The 19,052-nt window shown below is 39.2% G+C and carries 20 protein-coding genes and 1 tRNA gene; 1 reads left to right on the top strand and 20 read right to left on the bottom strand.

Annotation, left to right across the window (positions count from 1 at the left end):
• Positions 1–10: 10 nt before the first annotated feature.
• From F9B76_RS09380 to F9B76_RS09285, 20 genes are all read right to left on the bottom strand, one after another.
• Entirely contained in the window at positions 11–1,492 is a 1,482-nt protein-coding gene (locus F9B76_RS09380; RefSeq protein ID WP_159991872.1) for an NADH-quinone oxidoreductase subunit M, read from the bottom strand.
• A gap of 13 nt (positions 1,493–1,505) precedes the next feature.
• Positions 1,506–3,500 (bottom strand): NADH-quinone oxidoreductase subunit L, encoded by a 1,995-nt coding sequence (nuoL, locus tag F9B76_RS09375; RefSeq protein WP_159991871.1) that lies wholly within the window; start codon positions 3,498–3,500, stop codon positions 1,506–1,508.
• A gap of 9 nt (positions 3,501–3,509) precedes the next feature.
• The gene (gene nuoK / locus F9B76_RS09370; RefSeq protein ID WP_159991870.1) at positions 3,510–3,833 is read right to left on the bottom strand and encodes an NADH-quinone oxidoreductase subunit NuoK; all 324 of its coding nucleotides are present in this window, start codon (positions 3,831–3,833) and stop codon (positions 3,510–3,512) included.
• On the bottom strand, positions 3,833–4,456 hold the full coding sequence (locus F9B76_RS09365) for an NADH-quinone oxidoreductase subunit J (protein ID WP_159991869.1): 624 nt from the start codon (positions 4,454–4,456) through the stop codon (positions 3,833–3,835). Before F9B76_RS09365 ends, nuoK begins: the two co-directional genes overlap by 1 nt.
• A 14-nt stretch (positions 4,457–4,470) precedes the next feature.
• The gene (nuoI, locus tag F9B76_RS09360; RefSeq protein ID WP_159991868.1) at positions 4,471–4,956 is read right to left on the bottom strand and encodes an NADH-quinone oxidoreductase subunit NuoI; all 486 of its coding nucleotides are present in this window, start codon (positions 4,954–4,956) and stop codon (positions 4,471–4,473) included.
• An 11-nt stretch (positions 4,957–4,967) separates the two neighbouring features.
• Positions 4,968–6,062: an NADH-quinone oxidoreductase subunit NuoH gene (gene nuoH, locus F9B76_RS09355; RefSeq protein ID WP_159991867.1), complete on the bottom strand. Its 1,095-nt coding sequence runs from the start codon at positions 6,060–6,062 to the stop codon at positions 4,968–4,970.
• A gap of 1 nt (position 6,063) precedes the next feature.
• Positions 6,064–8,382 carry an NADH-quinone oxidoreductase subunit NuoG gene (gene nuoG / locus F9B76_RS09350; protein WP_159992184.1) on the bottom strand — a complete coding sequence of 773 codons (2,319 nt, stop codon included), beginning with the start codon at positions 8,380–8,382 and terminating at the stop codon, positions 6,064–6,066.
• A 9-nt stretch (positions 8,383–8,391) separates the two neighbouring features.
• Positions 8,392–9,747: an NADH-quinone oxidoreductase subunit NuoF gene (nuoF, locus tag F9B76_RS09345; protein WP_159991866.1), complete on the bottom strand. Its 1,356-nt coding sequence runs from the start codon at positions 9,745–9,747 to the stop codon at positions 8,392–8,394.
• Entirely contained in the window at positions 9,744–10,235 is a 492-nt protein-coding gene (gene nuoE / locus F9B76_RS09340) for an NADH-quinone oxidoreductase subunit NuoE (protein WP_159991865.1), read from the bottom strand. The genes nuoF and nuoE overlap by 4 nt, the downstream gene beginning before the upstream one ends.
• A 37-nt stretch (positions 10,236–10,272) precedes the next feature.
• Positions 10,273–11,529, bottom strand: coding sequence for an NADH-quinone oxidoreductase subunit D (locus F9B76_RS09335; RefSeq protein ID WP_159991864.1), 1,257 nt, complete (start codon positions 11,527–11,529; stop codon positions 10,273–10,275).
• A gap of 2 nt (positions 11,530–11,531) precedes the next feature.
• Positions 11,532–12,140: an NADH-quinone oxidoreductase subunit C gene (locus tag F9B76_RS09330; protein ID WP_159991863.1), complete on the bottom strand. Its 609-nt coding sequence runs from the start codon at positions 12,138–12,140 to the stop codon at positions 11,532–11,534.
• Between the two features lie 30 nt (positions 12,141–12,170).
• Positions 12,171–12,650, bottom strand: a complete 480-nt coding sequence (locus F9B76_RS09325) for a NuoB/complex I 20 kDa subunit family protein (RefSeq protein ID WP_159991862.1) — start codon at positions 12,648–12,650, stop codon at positions 12,171–12,173.
• A gap of 23 nt (positions 12,651–12,673) precedes the next feature.
• Positions 12,674–13,033, bottom strand: a complete 360-nt coding sequence (locus F9B76_RS09320; protein ID WP_159992183.1) for an NADH-quinone oxidoreductase subunit A — start codon at positions 13,031–13,033, stop codon at positions 12,674–12,676.
• 398 nt (positions 13,034–13,431) lie between these two features.
• Complete coding sequence (gene azu / locus F9B76_RS09315) at positions 13,432–13,884, bottom strand: azurin (RefSeq protein WP_159991861.1); 453 nt, start codon at positions 13,882–13,884, stop codon at positions 13,432–13,434.
• A 505-nt stretch (positions 13,885–14,389) separates the two neighbouring features.
• A tRNA-Leu gene (locus F9B76_RS09310) sits at positions 14,390–14,474 on the bottom strand.
• A gap of 40 nt (positions 14,475–14,514) precedes the next feature.
• Positions 14,515–15,030, bottom strand: a complete 516-nt coding sequence (gene secG, locus F9B76_RS09305; RefSeq protein WP_159991860.1) for a preprotein translocase subunit SecG — start codon at positions 15,028–15,030, stop codon at positions 14,515–14,517.
• A 26-nt stretch (positions 15,031–15,056) separates the two neighbouring features.
• A complete protein-coding gene (tpiA, locus tag F9B76_RS09300; protein ID WP_159991859.1) occupies positions 15,057–15,785 on the bottom strand; it encodes a triose-phosphate isomerase in 729 nt (242 codons plus the stop codon).
• Between the two features lie 164 nt (positions 15,786–15,949).
• Positions 15,950–16,465: a GNAT family N-acetyltransferase gene (locus tag F9B76_RS09295; protein WP_159991858.1), complete on the bottom strand. Its 516-nt coding sequence runs from the start codon at positions 16,463–16,465 to the stop codon at positions 15,950–15,952.
• Between the two features lie 4 nt (positions 16,466–16,469).
• Complete coding sequence (locus tag F9B76_RS09290) at positions 16,470–16,724, bottom strand: hypothetical protein (RefSeq protein ID WP_201289304.1); 255 nt, start codon at positions 16,722–16,724, stop codon at positions 16,470–16,472.
• A gap of 6 nt (positions 16,725–16,730) precedes the next feature.
• Positions 16,731–16,955, bottom strand: a complete 225-nt coding sequence (locus tag F9B76_RS09285; protein ID WP_159991857.1) for an RNA-binding S4 domain-containing protein — start codon at positions 16,953–16,955, stop codon at positions 16,731–16,733.
• 600 nt (positions 16,956–17,555) lie between these two features.
• On the opposite strand from F9B76_RS09285, the gene F9B76_RS09280 reads away from it, so the two are divergent.
• Positions 17,556–19,037: a DegQ family serine endoprotease gene (locus F9B76_RS09280; RefSeq protein WP_159991856.1), complete on the top strand. Its 1,482-nt coding sequence runs from the start codon at positions 17,556–17,558 to the stop codon at positions 19,035–19,037.
• Positions 19,038–19,052: the final 15 nt, after the last annotated feature.

Below are 19,052 nucleotides of genomic sequence, written 5' to 3'. Positions count from 1 at the left end.
TGTCCTGACCTTACAGTTTAGATTGCGCTACATGCTCAAGTAAGTTTTGTACTGACACGTGAATAACATCGGTAAAGAATTGAGGATAAATACCCATAAAGAGTGTCAATATCGCCAAAATACCTAAAATAGTAAATTCACGTTTGCTAATATCAGATATTGTTTTTACTTCTGGGTTAGTAATATTACCCCATACCACACGTTTTGCCATCCATAATGAATAAGATGCACCTAAGATTAAGGCAGTGGCGGCTAATAAACCAATCCAGAAATTATAATCGACTGCCCCAAGGATTACATAGAACTCACCCACGAAACCACTAGTCGCCGGTAAACCACTATTTGCCATAGAGAATAAGACAAAGAAGGTAACAAACTTAGGCATTACATTAATCACACCACCATAATCTGCAATTTTTCGAGTATGTAAGCGATCATAAAGCACACCGATACACATAAACATTGCCCCAGAGACAAAACCATGTGAAATCATCTGAATAATTGCCCCTTCGACCCCAGCTGTATTAAACATAAAGAAGCCTAGTGTAACAAAACCCATATGAGCAACAGAAGAATAAGCCACGAGTTTCTTCATATCGTCTTGAACAATTGCAACAAGACCAATATAAATAACAGCAATTAATGATAAAGCAATCATAAATCCTGCCATACTTTGTGAGGCATCTGGTGCAATTGGTAAAGAGAAACGTAAGAAACCATATGCACCCAATTTCAACATAATCGCAGCAAGCACAATAGACCCTCCTGTTGGAGCTTCTACGTGCGCATCTGGCAACCATGTATGAACTGGCCACATCGGTACTTTAACCGCAAAGGCAGCAAATAAAGCAAAGAAGATAAATAATTGCGGTGTCATACCTAGTGGGGTTTGTTGCCATGTTGCAATATCAAATGTCCCTGTTTGGGTATAGAGATAGATAAATGCAATTAATGTCAGCAATGAACCTAATAAGGTATATAAGAAGAACTTAAATGCCGCATACACACGGTTTGGCCCTCCCCAGACACCGATAATAATATACATCGGAATCAGGGTTGCTTCAAAAAAGACATAAAAGAGTAAGGCATCTAAGGCAACAAATACGCCAACCATTAATCCTGAAAGGATTAAAAAAGCAGCCATATATTGTGCAACTCGTGTTTTAATTACTTCCCAACCTGCCAATACCACAATAACCGTAATAAAAGCAGTCAGAATAACGAACCACACACTAATACCATCTACACCAAGATGATAGGTTACATTAAACGCATCAATCCAAGCAAGTTGCTCAACAAACTGCATATTTGCGGTTGTTGCATCAAACCCTGCTATGATTGGTAATGTTACTAAAAAACTTACCACCGCACCAATTAATGCCATTTTTCTCGTATATTCTGCTCGATCATCACGACCAAAAATTAATACAAGAATACCAGCAATAATCGGTACAAAAATGGATAAGGAAAGCCATGGAATAGTTGATGTCATTTCGCCGCCCTTACTATACCAATACAAATAAAGAAATTAACACAATCAAACCTACTATCATGGCAAAAGCATAATAATAGATATGTCCTGATTGAAGCCCTCGGCTTACTGAAGCTACCGCACCAACCAAGCGTGTGAAACCACCAATAAAGATACCTTCAATAATACCTTTATCACCAATATTCCAGAAGAAATTACCTAACGCACGTGCACCACGAGCAAAGATATTTTCATATACCCAATCTACATAGTATTTATTTTCTAGAATACGATTAATACCCGAGAAGGCTTGATAAATTTTAGGCGGTAAAGATGGATTAACAATATAACCATACCAAGCCACCACAAGACCTGCAATCATCAACCAGAAAGGAAGCGTTGTAAAGGCATGTAAACCATATGCTACCCAACCATGGAAATGATGTGCAAGAGTTGCCATTGCTGGACTATGCTCACCGACAAAAATTACATCTTTAAAATAACCACCAAATAATAATGTATCAACTGCCCATGCACCAATAACGATAGAAGGGATAGCTAATACTACTAATGGTAAGGTAACCACCCAAGGCGATTCATGAGGGGTTCCACCATGGTGATGATCATCATGATGTCCATGTGATGCCGTTGTATCAAAACGCTCTTTTCCATGGAAAACAAGGAAATATAAACGGAAAGAGTACAATGAAGTAACAAATACACCGATAAGCGTTGCATAGTATGCAAAACCTGATCCCCACACTGTTGAGAAGTGTGCCGCTTCAATAACGTGTTCTTTAGAGTAGAATCCTGAGAAGAATGGTGTACCCACTAACGATAAAGTACCAATGAGGAAAGTAATCCATGTAATAGGCATATACTTGCGTAATCCACCCATATTACGGATATCCTGATCATGGTGCATACCGATAATCACAGAACCTGCCCCCAAGAATAACAAGGCTTTAAAGAAAGCATGTGTCATTAAATGGAAAACAGCAACAGAATAAGCAGAAGCACCTAATGCCACTGTCATATAACCTAATTGTGATAAAGTAGAATATGCCACAACACGCTTAACATCATTCTGTATTAAGCCTAAAAGCCCTAAGAATAAAGCACCAATCGCACCCACAATAATAATCAATGATAATGCACTAGGCGCTAACTCATAAATAGGTGAAAAACGTGACACCATGAAAATACCTGCCGTCACCATTGTTGCTGCGTGAATTAAAGCAGAGATAGGGGTAGGACCTTCCATAGAGTCGGGTAACCAAGCATGTAAAGGCACTTGAGCTGATTTACCCATTGCACCAATAAATAAACAGATACACGCTAAAGTCAGCATATGCCAATCACCAAGTATAGTCACTTGATTTAGTTCTTCTGTTTTAGCAAAGATATCGGTATAGTTCATTGAACCAGAGAAGGCAAATAATAAGCCAATACCTAACACAAAACCAAAATCACCGACACGATTGACAAGGAATGCTTTCATATTGGCAAAAATAGCCGTATCTTTGGTGTACCAGAAACCAATCAATAGGTAAGATACTAAACCTACAGCTTCCCAACCAAAGAATAAAAGCAACATATTATTACCCATCACTAACATCAACATAGAGAAAGTGAAGAGTGAAATATATGCAAAGAAACGTTGGTATCCTGGGTCATCGACCATATAGCCAATGGTATAAATATGCACCATTAACGAGACAGAAGTCACCACCACCATCATTAAGGCACTTAATGGATCAATAAGGAAACCTACACTTAGCTTGATAGATCCGATCATACTCCATGTGTAAATATCCCCATTAAAATAGGCATCATTCACCATCACATTGTAGAGTACAAAAATAGAGGCAAAGGCAGAAAATGCCACTAATGCAATAGTGACGATATGAGCGCCTCGGCGACTCACAAAATTACCTAAAAAGCCCGTACCAAATAGACCCGCCAAAATAGCCCCTAATAACGGTGCTAAAGCAATGCACATTAAGAGAACGGGAGAAAATGTTGTCATAGCTTTCCCCTACCCTTTGAGACGAGCAACGTCGTCAACATTAATAGAATTAATCTTACGGAATAACAAGACTAAGATAGCTAAACCAATTGCTGCCTCAGCGGCTGCTACTGTAAGAATAAAGAACACAAAAATCTGACCTGCTGTGTCAGGTAAACCATTAACAGGGTTCCAGACAGAGAAAGCCACAAAGTTAATATTAACAGCCAATAACATCAATTCAATCGACATTAATAAACTGATGAGGTTTCGGCGGTTAAAGAAAATACCAAACACCCCTAGGGCGAATAATATCGCACCAAGAATGAGGTAATGTGCTAGTGTAATACCCATTATTCAACTCCCTCTTCTTTAGGTGTTTCAGGCACTTCTACTTCTGATTTGATATTCACCAAACGAACACGTTCGCTCGCTTTTACATAAAGTTGATCACTTGCCAAGACATATTTACGATTTTTACGATCACGCAATGTTAATGCAATAGCAGAAATCATACCCACTAAAAGAATCAATGCCCCTACTTGAATAGCAAAAGAATATTCAGTGTACATGGCAATACCTAATGCTAAGGTATTGTTATAGTCATCAGGTACACTGGCTGGACTTGGTGTATCAAGATAAGCAGAGCTAAGTACAAAAGCAATCTCAGCCACCATTACCCCACCAACCACTAAACCAACAGGTAGGAAAGTACGGAAATCATGTCGTAAAGACTCAGGTACAACATCAATCATCATCACAACGAAGAGGAAAAGTACCATCACTGCCCCTACATAGACGACAACCAAGAGTAAGCCTAAGAATTCAGCACCGATAAGAATCCATAGCATTGCCGCTGTAAAAAAACCTAATATGAGGTGTAACACAGCAACAACAGGATGTCGAGCAAGAACGACTCGTATCCCTGAATACAGTAGCACAAAGGCTAAGATATAAAATAATACGGTTGAAAACATTTTTACGCACCTGCCTATCGATAAGGCGCATCAGCTTCACGACGCGCAGCAATTTCTGGTTCATATTTATCACCAATCGCTAATAGCATTGGCTTAGTGAAGTATAAATCCCCACGTTTTTCACCATGATACTCATGAATATGTGTTTCAACAATGGCATCTACTGGACAACTTTCTTCACAAAAGCCACAGAAAATACATTTTGTTAAATCAATATCATAACGAGAGGTACGGCGACTACCGTCCTCACGAACATGTGATTCAATACTAATCGCCATCGCTGGACAGATTGCTTCACATAATTTACAGGCAATACAACGCTCCTCACCATTCGCATAGCGACGTTGTGCATGTAAACCACGGAAACGAGGCGACATAGGTGTTTTTTCATATGGATAACGTAAGGTAAATTTTGGTTTAAAGAAATATTTACCTGTTAGTGCCATACCCTTGATTAATTCTTTCAAGAATAGGCTTGCAAAATGATTTTTAAAACTCATACTACCTACCCCTAGTTCCAAATATTAAATGGTGTTTGCATCCAAATGGCAACGACTACTAACCAAATACCAGTGAGTGGAATAAATACTTTCCAACCCAAGCGCATAATTTGGTCATAACGATAGCGTGGGAATGATGCACGGAACCAAATAAAGAAAGAAACAACGATAAAGGCTTTAATCCCTAACCATAGCCACCCAGGAATTAAATTAAAGGGGGCAAAATCAACAGGACTAGACCATCCTCCAAGGAACATAATAGATGCCATTGCCGATAATAAAATCATATTGGCATATTCAGCAAGGAAGAACATCGCAAAACCCATACCCGAGTATTCCACCATATGACCTGCTACAATTTCAGACTCCCCTTCCACCACGTCAAATGGGTGACGGTTTGTCTCTGCAACAGTTGCAATCACATAAATAACAAATAAAGGTAATAACGGTAACCAGTTCCAAGAAAGGAAAGTTAGCCCTTTATCAGCAAACCAACCTTGCGTTTGTGCCGTAACGATACCGTTCATATTTAATGTACCAGACACTAATAAAACGGTGAGTAACACAAAACCCATTGCTAACTCATACGAAATCATCTGAGCCGAAGCACGCATAGCTGCAATAAAGGGATATTTAGAGTTTGATGCCCAACCCGCAAGAATCACACCATAAACGCCAAGAGAAGTTACTGCCATAATAAACAGTAAACCAGCATTTACATTCGCTAGCACCGCTTCAGGGCCAAAAGGCACAACTGCCCAAGCTGCCAAGGCAGGTACTAAGGTAATGATAGGGGCAACAATATACAAAATCTTGTTTGATTTTGTAGGAACGATCACTTCTTTTGTTAATAATTTTAGTACGTCAGCAAACGGTTGAAGAATACCACCGGGACCCACACGGTTAGGTCCTCGGCGAATATGCATATAGCCGATCATACGACGTTCCCACAATGTTAGGAATGCCACACAGATAATAATCGGTAATGCAATAACTAAAATTTTTATAATAGACCAAATGATGAGCCATGCTGTTTCACCGACTAGGTTTGTCCCCCAGACATTCAGCGCAGCAATACCATCTGTGAACCAAGACCAAATATCCATTTTAGATTCGCTCCACAGTTAAACGGGCATAGGCATTACCTAACGCCGCAGTTGCATCAAACCCTTGGGCAACACGTATCGTATCATCTGCTAGATTATTATCAAGAGCGACAATAAACTCGCCCTCTCCTACCGCAGATTTTACTTTCACCTTCTCACCCTCGGCAACTTGTAAATTTGTTAATGTTACAGCATTAAGACGTACTTTTGGTGTACGACTAATTTCAGTCTCTTGTAAAGCTTCTGCTCGACGAACAACAGCATCAGTACGATAAATCGCTACTTCTGCTACTCGCTCTAATCCACCATCATGTGCATTATAACGGCGTATTTCTTGTCCAATCACATTAACTTTATTGCTTAATTTACTGGTAATACCTGAACCTATCACTTCATCACGGATTTGTTCAGAAGATTCTTGATCAAAATCAGTAAACTGCAGTAAATTACCTAAAACACGTAACACTTTCCATGCTGGACGAGACAATCCCTTGCCAGGAACAACTCCTTTAAAGCTTTGTACTCTACCTTCAGCATTAATAAATGTACCTGATGTTTCCGTAAATGGTGCAATAGGCAACATCACTTTTGCCCAATTGGTCGCTGCTGATTTATAAGAGGTTAATGCAATACCAAATGTATCCATTAAGCTATACTCAGCCGCAACTCCATTTTCAATATCAAATTTTGGCTCTGCGTGTAATACAACCATTGCTTTCAATGGATTTTCAAGCATTTGCTTAGCACTTAAACCATCCCCACGAGCAACAGCACCTGTAATATAAGCACCGACTGTATTTGCCCCTGCTGTAAGGAAGCCAAGTGTCGCACCATAAGCATCCGCTAGGTTTTGTGCACGTGCTACGATCTGACTCGCATCTGGGGCTGCTACTGCCGCATTACCCACGAAAACAGCTGGTTTTGTACCATTGATTAACTGTGCTGCTAATGCGTGTATAGGATTAGATAAATCAGCTTGTTCCCCTGCTTTCAACTGTGCCACTGCTTTTGTTACTTCTTCAAGTGTTTTTACTAGTGCAGAAGGTGCTACTGTTAAACGAGCCGCAACAGGGAATAATGGATCTTCACCATAACTATCAATAAGTGTGATACGAGCACCTTTTTTAGCCGCTTGACGCAAGCGTTGTGCCATAAGCGGGTGGTCTTTACGTAAATTAGAACCAATGACAACCACACCATCAACATGATTTAAATCAGCTAATGGCATACCCAACCAAGGTACACCATCAAAGGCTCGAGCAAAGTTATTATCATTATTACGTAACAAGGTATCTACATTGCTAGAACCAAGTCCAGTCATAATACGTTTTAATAATGCTAGCTCTTCTAATGTTGCAGATTCTGTTGCTAATGCACCTAAGTATTCAGGGCCATCTTTATGTGCAATCTGTCCTAGTGCATCCGAAACAACTTTTAAGGCACTTTCCCAAGATACTTCGCACCAAACATTATTTTCATCGCGTACCATAGGGACTGTTAAGCGATCTTCTACATTAAGCCCCTCATAAGACCAACGATCTTTATCGCTAATCCAGCATTCGTTCACCTCTTCATTTTCAAAAGGAACGACACGCATAACTTTATCACCCTTGACTTGTACAACAAGATTAGCACCAACACTATCATGTGGACTAACAGAGCGACGACGAGCTAATTCCCATGTACGAGCAGAATAACGGAAAGGTTTTGATGTTAATGCACCTACAGGGCAAATATCAATCATATTACCAGAAAGCTCTGATTCAACCGCTTTACCGACAAATGAGGCAATCTCAGAATGTTCACCGCGGTTTAATACCCCTAGCTCCATTTGACCTGCTACTTCTTGACCGAAACGCACACAACGTGTACATAGAATACAACGCGACATTTCTTCAGCAGATACTAAAGGCCCTGTTGACTTATGAACAACAACACGTTTCTCTTCTTGATAACGAGAGGTTGTTTTACCATAACCTACCGCTAAGTCTTGAAGCTGACATTCACCCCCTTGGTCGCAAATAGGGCAATCCAATGGGTGATTAATTAATAAGAACTCCATTACCGCTTGTTGAGCAGCCTTAGCTTTTTCTGAGTTTGTATGTACCACCATTCCTTGTGTAACGGGGGTTGCACAGGCTGGCAACGCTTTAGGGGCTTTTTCTACCTCTACTAAACACATACGACAGCTAGCCGCAATAGATAGCTTTTTGTGATAGCAAAAATGAGGAACATAGATACCCAATTCCTCCGCTGCGTGCATCACCATGCTACCATCAGGAACGGATACGGTTTTACCATCTATAGTTAATTCAACCATCATTCTGACCTATTTGTAAGGAGCTACCACACATTTTTTATGTTCAATGTGGTAAGCAAATTCATCACGATAATGTTTTAGGAAGCCTCGAACAGGCATCGCTGCCGCATCACCCAACGCACAAATTGTACGTCCCATAATATTACCCGCAATCGTATCAAGCATATCTAAGTCTTCTTGACGACCTTGACCATTCTCAATACGATTGACAACACGATACAACCAACCTGTTCCTTCTCTACAAGGCGTACATTGTCCGCAGCTCTCTTCGTAATAGAAATAAGATAAACGAAGTAAAGACTTCACCATACAACGTGTATCATTCATTACAATCACTGCACCAGACCCCAACATAGAGCCACCTTGTTTAGCGATAGAGTCATAATCCATGGTTAAATCCATCATAATATGACCAGGGATAACTGGTGCACTTGACCCCCCAGGAATAACCGCTTTTAGATTACCACGTACGCCACCGGCTAACTCAAGCAAGGTAGAAAATGGTGTTCCTAGCGGAATCTCATAAGTACCGGGACGCTCTACATCACCAGAAATAGAGAATAATTTTGTACCACCATTATTAGGGATACCCACTTCGGCATAAGCCTGCCCACCATTACGAATAATCCAAGGAACAGCAGCAAAAGTCTCTGTATTATTAATTGTTGTTGGCTTACCATAAAGACCAAAACTAGCAGGGAAAGGTGGTTTAAAGCGTGGCTGACCTTTTTTACCCTCTAGCGATTCTAATAAACCCGTTTCTTCACCACAAACATAAGCACCATAACCATGATGTGCGTGTAATTGGAAACTAAAGTCAGTTCCTAGAATATTATTGCCTAAAAAGCCTGCCTCTCGTGCTTCAACAAGGGCTTCTTCAAAACGGCGGTAAATTTCAAAAATTTCACCATGGATATAGTTATAACCAACACTAACACCCATGACATAGCCTGCAATAATCATACCTTCAATAACAGCATGAGGATTAAAGCGAAGAATATCACGGTCTTTAAACGTACCTGGCTCACCCTCATCCGAATTACAGACAATATATTTTTGTCCAGGGAAAGAGCGTGGCATAAAGCTCCATTTTAGTCCCGTAGGGAAACCTGCCCCTCCACGACCACGTAAACCAGATGTTTTAATTTCAGCAATGATATCTTCTTGCGTCATTCCTGTTGTTAGAATTTTGCGCAAAGCCTCATAACCACCGCGTTTAATATAGTCTTCAATATGCCAGTTTTTTCCATCTAAATCTGCTAGAATTTGTGGTTTGATATGGCGACCATGTAAAGCCATACTGGTGGCTAAGTCATTACCTGGATTATGATCTAAGCCTTGAGAGTATTTTGCTAAAAAGCTCATGCTTGCCCCTCCTTACGAATGTCTTCTAACATTTCGTCAATACGTTCTCTGGACATACGCACACACATATGATGGTTATTCACCAATAATACAGGTGCATCACCACAAGCCCCCATACACTCACCCTCTTTCAAGGTAATTAATCCATCTGGAGTAGTTTCATTAACATCAATTCCTAATTTTTCTTTGAGGTAATCTAATGTTTTTTCACCCTCTCGTAGCGCACAGGGTAAGTTTGTACACACCGTTACTTTAAAACGCCCTACGGGTTTTAAGTCATACATATTGTAAAAGGTCGCCACTTCTTGCACAGCAATAGCTGGCATACCAATATACTTTGCTATGTCATCAATAACTTCTGGAGATACCCAGCCTTTTTCAGTTTGCGCAATCCGTAGTGCGGACATAACAGCAGACTGTCGTTGATCCTCTGGATACTTCGCCAACTCAATATCTATTAATTTATAAGCCTGTTCTGAAAGCAACATATTCATTGTTCCATATAATTTGCTCATCGCTTAGCGATTAGCGGTCAATCTCACCAAATACAATATCCTGAGTACCAATAATAGTTACCGCATCAGCTAACATATGACCACGAGACATTTCGTCTAGTGCTTGTAGATGCACAAAACCAGGGGCACGAATTTTTAAGCGATATGGCTTATTCGCCCCATCAGATACCATATAAATACCAAACTCACCTTTTGGATGCTCAACAGCCACATATACCTCACCAGCTGGAACAGGATATCCCTCAGAGAAGAGTTTAAAGTGGTGAATCAAATCTTCCATACCTGTTTTCATTTGTTCACGCTTTGGTGGCGCGACTTTATGATTATCGGTAATAACAGGACCGGGATTATTTTTTAACCATTCCACACACTGCGCAATAATGCGATTACTCTCTCGCATTTCAGCAATACGCACTAAATAACGATCATAACAGTCGCCATTTACCCCTACTGGAATATTGAAATCTAAACGATCATACACTTCATAAGGTTGTTTACGACGTAAATCCCATTCTACACCTGAACCACGTAACATCACACCAGAGAACCCTAATGCCTTGGCACGCTCAGGATCGACTACGCCAATACCCACTAAACGCTGCTTCCAAATACGATTATCTGTTAATAAGGTTTCATATTCATCTACATAGGTTGGGAATCGTTTTGTAAAATCTTCAATAAAATCTAATAATGATCCCTCACGATTAGCATTAAGACGTTTCATCTCTCGCACGCTACGGTACTTAGAGTCAATCTCATGTTTAGGCATTGTATCGGGTAAATCACGATAAACACCACCAGGGCGATAGTAAGCTGCATGCATACGTGCCCCAGAAACCGCTTCATAACAGTCCATTAAATCTTCACGTTCACGGAAAGCGTACAGCATCACCGCCATCGCACCCACGTCAAGTGCGTGTGATCCCACACTCATTAAATGGTTAAGGATACGGGTAATTTCATCAAACATAACGCGAATATACTGCGCACGAAGTGGCACTTCAATACCCAATAAACGCTCAACTGCCATACAGTAAGCATGCTCATTAACCATCATAGACACGTAGTCTAAACGATCCATATAAGGCAATGCTTGTAAGAATGTTTTATGCTCTGCTAGCTTTTCAGTACCACGATGCAAAAGACCAATATGAGGGTCTGCTCGTTGAATAACCTCACCACTTAACTCAAGGATTAAACGCAATACACCGTGAGCAGCAGGGTGTTGTGGACCGAAGTTAAGGGTATAGTTTTTAATATCTGACATCTTTATACTCCTTTCCCATAACCTTCTTCACGAATGACACGAGGGATAAGCTCTCGTGGTTCAATTGACACAGGTTGATAAATAACGCGCTGTGCTTGTTCATCATAACGCATTTCAACATAACCTGATAATGGGAAATCTTTACGGAATGGATGACCAATAAAACCATAATCAGTCAAAATACGGCGTAAATCTGGGTGTCCATCAAACACAATACCAAACATATCAAAGGCTTCTCGCTCAAACCAACCAAGACTTGGCCATACTTCTACCAAAGAAGAAACCATAGGCAAATCATCATTGGGCGCAAATACTTTTACACTAAGTCGCCAATTATGTTTAATAGAAAGAAGATGAACAACTACAGCAAAACGACCAGGAAAAGGTGTTTTAGGCCCATTACCAGGGCGACCGTAAGTTAAGTAGTCAACACCTGCTAAATCGACTGCCACTTCAAAACTAAGTGCAGGATCATCACGCAATGTAGTACAGCATTTGACCCATTGCTCTGCAGGAATTTCAAGAGTAATTTCACCGTACTGATTATGCATAGGGAACGTATCGCCTAAGCGTTCAAGTAGGTTTTGTTCAAGAGTTTGTAAACGCGTCATATTGATACCGTATAAATAAGCGTGTCTATACTATGCTTCTCGAGCAATCGTATTGGTACGACGAATTTTGTTTTGTAATTGCAATAGTCCATATACGAGTGCTTCAGCCGTTGGCGGACAGCCTGGAACATAAATATCAACAGGCACAACACGATCACAGCCGCGTACAACAGAATAGGAGTAGTGATAATAACCACCCCCGTTCGCACAGGAACCCATTGATACGACCCAGCGAGGCTCTGCCATTTGGTCATATACCTTACGTAAAGCAGGGGCCATTTTATTACACAAAGTCCCAGCTACAATCATCACATCAGACTGACGTGGGCTAGGACGGAAAATAATACCAAATTGGTCTAAGTCATAACGAGCAGCACCAGCGTGCATCATCTCAACGGCACAACAGGCGAGACCGAATGTCATTGGCCACATAGAGCCTGTTTTTACCCAGTTCATCACCGCATCAGCGCTTGTGACCAAGAAACCTTTATTGTTTAACTGTTCTTCCATAATAGATACTGATTAGCTGAAAATTAATCCCAATCTAAGGCGCCTTTTTTCCATTCGTAGATAAAACCAATGGTTAGAATCACCAAAAACAACATTGCTGTTGTAAAACCTACGATACCAACATGACCATTAGCGATCGCCCAAGGAAATAAAAAAGCCAACTCTAAATCAAATAAAATAAAGAGAATAGCCACCAAGTAATACCGTACATCAAAACGCATACGGGCATCTTCAAAGGCTTCAAAACCACACTCATACGGTGAGTTTTTTTCTGCTCCAGGTTTGCGAGGGCCTAAAAAAGAACCTGCAAACAAGAGAAAACAGCCTAGTCCCAATGCTACCAAGATAAAAAGAAGCACAGGAAAATATTCAGCAATATTCATCATGTATAGCCGCCTATTTGAGGAAAAGAAAATAGATAAGATTTTGTAAACTCCTAGATTGTATCATTTTATGAGTATAAATATTAATGAGTTTAGACTTCTTAAAAGATATTTTTTATTTTTCTAATTAAATAAAGCTAAAAGAAATAGCCTATTCCCTCTGTAAAAAGCGTATTTGTAAGCCTATCTCCAAAAAACAACATTTTTTTAAATTTCAATTAATTTACGCTTATTTAAACCATTTTGATTTTAGGGTTATCAGTCCTTAAATAAGCTCAAAATACCATCAAATACAATCAAAACACATAAGCGGATAACTAAAAAATAAACTACCCATAAAAAAATCCGCTCTGTACGGATACAAAGCGGACTTATATAATGAAAAAATAATGACGTGATTAGTCAGTTACTTTTACAGCACCTTTCATGATAGAAGCATGACCTGGGAAAGAGCAAACGAACTCGTAATCACCGCCTTTCTCTAATTTAGCTGTATCAACAGTAAATTTAGTTGATTCACCACCACCGATTAAAGCAGAGTGAGCAATAACACGCTCATCACCTTCTTTTACATAATCTTTATCTGCACCAGCAGCCATACCATCAGTTAGGATACCTTGCATATCAGCTGTTTTACCGATAACGATATTGTGACCCATTGCTGCTTTAGGCATAGAACCAGTATGTTTTAATTCAATTTCAAAAGAAGAGCATGCTTTGCTAATAGCAATTTCTTTTGTATTAAATTGCATAGCATCATTAGACTCAACTACTACTGAACACTCAGCAGCCATTACAGGTGCAGCAGCAATAGATAATAAAGCAGCTAAAGCAAATTTTTTAATAGACATAGTAAATACTCCTTGTATGAGAATGAAAAATATTGCGTAGAGTACCATCAGTCTTAACTTACCATCAGTAGATATACGCAATGATTAATTTGATCAAACCTGAATGTCAATACACCCAACGGAAATCTTCGCTATTCTACCAAACAATAAACAACAATCCAATAGTGTATTTATAAGAAATTAATATTAATTTAACACCTAAGCACTTGAAAAACAATAGGAAAAATATTTATTTACAAATATTTGTAACGTTTTGTGATGTTTTATATCTATTGCTACTTAAAGGGGCTAATTTGTTAATAGTTTAGTGATTTATGTATCTTTAATTACTTTATTTTACATAATACTATTTACTAAGCCATCTATATTACTTGTACTTAAATATAGATAATATATTAAGAGATCTTAGAACAAATACGATACGCTTATTACCTACAAAGCAAAAAAGCCTTAGATAATCTAAGGCTTTTGGATAAAAGTGAAAAACTCACTTTTCTATTAATCTTGGTGCTCACGACGAGACTCGAACTCGTACAGCTCTCGCCACTACCCCCTCAAGATAGCGTGTCTACCAATTCCACCACGTGAGCAAAGAAAGTGATTATACTACAATTTTTAAAAAAAGAATAGTTATTGACCTTCTGGTGTTGTATTTGTTTCTGTTGCTGGTGTATCTTCAGTTGTAGGCGCTACCTCTACTGCGGGTGTTTCAGCCGGTATCAAGGCTGGCGCACTAGGAACTTCTGCTGAAGATGGTTGGGCAGGCTCAACACTAGGAGTAGCAGCCGCTGGCGCACTAGGTGTAGCACTTGGTACTGGAGCAACAGGCACCGCACTATCTGTTGTAGGAATAGCAGTAAAGTTTTCCATCACACTGCCCGCATCTGTTGGTTCATATCTTGATGATTGAGAACTGACCACAGCCAAACCTAAAGTACTCGCAAAGAAAATAACTGCTGCCCATTTGGTTAAACGAGAGAAAAAATTCGCAGAACCAGCCGAACCAAACAAACTACCCGCAGACCCACTACCAAAAGAAGACCCCATATCAGCGCCTTTACCTTGTTGCAGTAAAACCAAACCGATAATAGATAATGCACTAATGACTTGAATCGCCACTAAAGCAGGAAATAAATATACTGACATAAAAACTCCAAATCATCCGAATAAATTTAGGCAGCGACAATCGCTAAAAACTCTTTAGCATCTAGTGCCGCACCACCTACCAATGCCCCATCAATATCAGGCATAGAAAAAAGACGAGAAGCATTATTCGCTTTAACACTTCCACCATATACAATACGTACTTGCTCTGCACCTACACGAGAAAGTAGTTGGCGAATAAATGCATGTACCTCTTGTGCTTGCTCTGGCGTTGCCGTTAGACCCGTTCCAATAGCCCAAACAGGCTCATACGCAATCACTAAAGCCTTAACCGCCTCTGTTCCTAATGCCAATACAGGCGATAACTGTGCTTCAATGACTGATAAGGTACGCCCCTCTTCTCGTTCAGATAAAAGCTCTCCCACACAGACCACTGGCGTTAATCCATGTTGTAAAGCAATTTTTGCTTTAGCCGCAACAGTATCACTGGTTTCTGCATGGTACGCTCTGCGTTCTGAATGCCCTACAATCACCCATTGGCACGCAAAATCATTAAGCATACCCACAGATACTTCGCCTGTATAAGCCCCTTTTTCATAAAGACTTATATCTTGAGCCCCCCATTGGATAGGCGTGTTTGATAGCACACTTTGTGCTTGAGCAAGATAAGGAAAGGGAGGACAAACTACCACTTGTGCCGATTCAGGTTCTGCACGAGCAATGGCAGACAATAAGTCACTATTAGACCGTAAATTGCCATTCATTTTCCAATTACCCATGACTAAACGCTGACGCATAACCAACCTTTCCAATAATTCAATTAAAATTTAACCAAGTATTATAAAATGAAGTGTATCTATTTGTCATCACTTTATGTCTTTTATCATTTTTTATTCTACATTGATACACTAAGGACTCTTTTAGTCTCTTTCATTTAAAACATAAAATTTAAAGAACCCATTTACTTCAAAACACTATTCCCTATCTTTTTATACATCAATACAGCCCCTTCCCCATAGGTGCGTAACTGGGCTTCTAATCCATATTGTTTAGCCTCTACCACGATAAATCCCTTACTTGCCCACATATTGCTTGAGCCTTGAACAGCAATAAGAAAAGCCTCTTTTAACATTAATTGTTCTGCTTGTTGCCAAACTTTTGCTAATAGCTGTTTTAATAAACCCTGTCCTCGTGCTTGAGGGGAAATCGCCATATCATGAAGATACAATATATCTGTATGCCCCAGCACATCATATTGCCCTGTATTTAAACAAGGGAACCGTTCTCGGTTAGTCGCTATAGCCATAAAATAAGCAAGCAGTTCCCCCTCTTTCTCCACGACCCAACATAGCGAATCGGGTTGATTAATCTTGCTGGAAAAAGCAGCTGAATCTTCTTGAAAAGCTACCTCATAGCAAATACGCTGTAAGTCAAGTATCTGAGGAATATCTAAAAGGATCGCTGGACGTATCACCATAGCACTACTCCTGCCCAAATAAACTTTTTAAATTTTTTACCTCTTGATCATATGCGGCTTTTTCTCGATTATAGACAGAATAAACACAGGCATCGCCACAATCATTCCCACAGCATTCCCAACTCTCAGGGTATTTAGGTGGAGTAAGCTCAGCGAGTAAGCGTGATAGTTCAGTCGCATCTGAATTTTCATCAGAAGAAGTATTATGTTGGTTTGAGGGAATATCTTGATGATCAGTGAGTATGTTATCGTGATCCATACTTATTTACTCGCGTACATTAATTACCATCCCATCAAGCTCAATACATTCATTCGCTCTAATTTTGGCTGTTTTTCTTGTTTCAACTTCACCATTGCGCAAGATATAACCTTCTGTAATCAATACTTTAGCTTGCCCACCACTATCAACAACACCAGTTAATTTAAGCAAATCACATAAGGCAATATACTCATATTGCCCCAAAGAAAAATCTAATACTTGTTTTGTCATTTTATATCAATCAAAAAGCATATTACTTCCAACAAAGTAATACTCTATATTTAAAAATACCTTTCTTATAGAAGCTCATCAGTATAGCATAGGCTATTTATGGATAATATACCCCTCTTTTACCCTATATTTTTTCAAAATCTCTTTCCCCTAAAATATTAGGTTTAAGAAAATACGCTATTTATTTTATATACAAGCGATCTAAATCACCTCTTATTGCCAAGATAATAGTCAAGTATTTTATATATATATTTATCATAGCATTATCTTAGAATACTGCCAATAACGTTAGTTTATTCTACCAAGATAATTTTTTTACTTAAAAATAAGGAAGAATTTATCACTATTTTTCATTTTTTAGATAGCGATTATTTTCACAAACCTATCCAGATATTTTTTAAAAATACTATCTCTTTGATAAAAAAAGAAGATTTTTATAAAAATTAGTTTTTTACGCTGCCATTATTTTGCTAACCCCCTTTCTTACCCACCAATACTTTAAAATAAAAAATTTCCTTTTGTTTCAATCCTATTGAAAAAACATAAATAATCGCTATCCTAAGAGGATTAACAATTTATTTGACTACAAAAGGATACATAATGTTAATTCGTCAAAAAGTTTTATCAACGGCTATTGCACTATCGCTTGGTGTACTTCCACTGAACTATGCAGTAGCAGATACTACAACAAACTCACTTTTCCCCTCTTCAACACAATCATCAATGGGATTACCTGATTTCACCTCTGTCGTGACATCAACAGAGGACAGTGTTGTCAACATTCGTACCATGAGTCCCGTGCGTTCACCTATGCAATCCTTTGAATTTGGTGGCCCTGATGATATGTTCCGTTTTTTCTTTGGGCCTGATTTTCCTATAGAGCCAGAGTTTCAGTTTCAACAACCTAAACGCCGCTCTAAACCCAATACAGAACGTATTGAACCCAGTGGTGTCGGTTCTGGCTTTATTATTTCATCTGATGGTTATATCATCACGAACCAACACGTTGTTGATGGTGCCTCTCGTGTGATTGTTACCTTAAATAATGGTAAAGAGTATGATGCTAAAGTCATTGGTTCAGATAAGCGTACCGATATCGCTCTTTTAAAAATTGATGCTAATAATCTAAAAGCACTACCTGTTGGTGATTCAGAACAACTGAAAAAGGGACAATGGGTATTAGCAATTGGATCTCCTTATGGGCTTGAATCTACCGTTACATCAGGTATTGTAAGTGCTATTAACCGTGATACAGGTGATTATCTTCCCTTTATTCAAACCGATGTTGCTATTAACCCCGGCAACTCTGGTGGCCCACTTATTGACTTAAATGGTAAAGTCATTGGTGTAAATAGCCAGATTTATACGCGTAGTGGTGGTTTTATGGGAATTTCTTTCTCTATTCCTATTAATGAAGCCATGAAAATTGTTGATCAACTGAAAGAAACAGGTTCTGTTCAACGGGGGCGTATTGGTGTCGTTATCAGCGAGGTTAAAAAAGAAGTCGCTGACGCACTAGGTCTAAAAGATACCAAGGGGGCACTAGTTAGCAATGTAGAGCCCAATAGTCCTGCAGAGAAATCAGGCATCAAGTCTGGTGATGTGATTATTGGTTTTAATAATCAAGCTATTAATAAATGGAACGACCTTCCTCGTCTAGTTGGTTTAAATAAACCGGGAACAACAACCGATATTAAAATTTGGCGACGTGGTAAGGTAGAAACCTTAAAAATCACACTTGACTCAACAGATCCAGATACAAAAGTAAGTGCATCTAAAGGTAAGAGTTCTCCTTCTGATGCCAGTAAAGATCGCTTGGGCTTAACCGTAGAAGAACTTACTCGTGATCAAAAAGATGAGCTACGTATCAGTAATGGCGTATTAGTCACCGCAGTAGATGGTATTGCAAAAGAAGCTGGTTTACTTAAAGATGATGTTATTATGGTTGTTGATAATCAAGATATTGTCTCTATCAAACAATATCAACAAATTATCAAAAAACTACCTAATGATAAAATTACCGCCATGTTGATTCGCCGTAATAATATGACGCAATGGATTACCTTAACACCGAAAAAATAATCAGTTTTTTCTAAG

This window comes from Pelistega ratti (assembly GCF_009833965.1).
In the GTDB taxonomy this organism is placed as follows: Bacteria; Pseudomonadota; Gammaproteobacteria; order Burkholderiales; family Burkholderiaceae_B; genus Taylorella; species Taylorella ratti.
Note: the sequence above shows the minus strand (reverse complement) of the source record. Positions and strands in the feature narration are given on the sequence as shown.

Coding starts and splice junctions, on each gene's coding strand:
- F9B76_RS09320 (WP_159992183.1), bottom strand. CDS start 13,033: ATGAATATTGCTGAATATTTTCCTGTGCTTCTTTTTATCTTGGTAGCA.
- F9B76_RS09330 (WP_159991863.1), bottom strand. CDS start 12,140: ATGACGCGTTTACAAACTCTTGAACAAAACCTACTTGAACGCTTAGGC.
- F9B76_RS09295 (WP_159991858.1), bottom strand. CDS start 16,465: ATGGTGATACGTCCAGCGATCCTTTTAGATATTCCTCAGATACTTGAC.
- F9B76_RS09365 (WP_159991869.1), bottom strand. CDS start 4,456: ATGTTTTCAACCGTATTATTTTATATCTTAGCCTTTGTGCTACTGTAT.
- nuoI (WP_159991868.1), bottom strand. CDS start 4,956: ATGAGTTTTAAAAATCATTTTGCAAGCCTATTCTTGAAAGAATTAATC.
- F9B76_RS09380 (WP_159991872.1), bottom strand. CDS start 1,492: ATGACATCAACTATTCCATGGCTTTCCTTATCCATTTTTGTACCGATT.
- nuoK (WP_159991870.1), bottom strand. CDS start 3,833: ATGGGTATTACACTAGCACATTACCTCATTCTTGGTGCGATATTATTC.
- tpiA (WP_159991859.1), bottom strand. CDS start 15,785: ATGCGTCAGCGTTTAGTCATGGGTAATTGGAAAATGAATGGCAATTTA.
- nuoG (WP_159992184.1), bottom strand. CDS start 8,382: ATGGTTGAATTAACTATAGATGGTAAAACCGTATCCGTTCCTGATGGT.
- secG (WP_159991860.1), bottom strand. CDS start 15,030: ATGTCAGTATATTTATTTCCTGCTTTAGTGGCGATTCAAGTCATTAGT.
- F9B76_RS09335 (WP_159991864.1), bottom strand. CDS start 11,529: ATGTCAGATATTAAAAACTATACCCTTAACTTCGGTCCACAACACCCT.
- nuoF (WP_159991866.1), bottom strand. CDS start 9,747: ATGAGCTTTTTAGCAAAATACTCTCAAGGCTTAGATCATAATCCAGGT.
- F9B76_RS09290 (WP_201289304.1), bottom strand. CDS start 16,724: ATGGATCACGATAACATACTCACTGATCATCAAGATATTCCCTCAAAC.
- nuoH (WP_159991867.1), bottom strand. CDS start 6,062: ATGGATATTTGGTCTTGGTTCACAGATGGTATTGCTGCGCTGAATGTC.
- F9B76_RS09280 (WP_159991856.1), top strand. CDS start 17,556: ATGTTAATTCGTCAAAAAGTTTTATCAACGGCTATTGCACTATCGCTT.
- F9B76_RS09325 (WP_159991862.1), bottom strand. CDS start 12,650: ATGGAAGAACAGTTAAACAATAAAGGTTTCTTGGTCACAAGCGCTGAT.
- F9B76_RS09285 (WP_159991857.1), bottom strand. CDS start 16,955: ATGACAAAACAAGTATTAGATTTTTCTTTGGGGCAATATGAGTATATT.
- nuoL (WP_159991871.1), bottom strand. CDS start 3,500: ATGACAACATTTTCTCCCGTTCTCTTAATGTGCATTGCTTTAGCACCG.
- azu (WP_159991861.1), bottom strand. CDS start 13,884: ATGTCTATTAAAAAATTTGCTTTAGCTGCTTTATTATCTATTGCTGCT.
- nuoE (WP_159991865.1), bottom strand. CDS start 10,235: ATGTTGCTTTCAGAACAGGCTTATAAATTAATAGATATTGAGTTGGCG.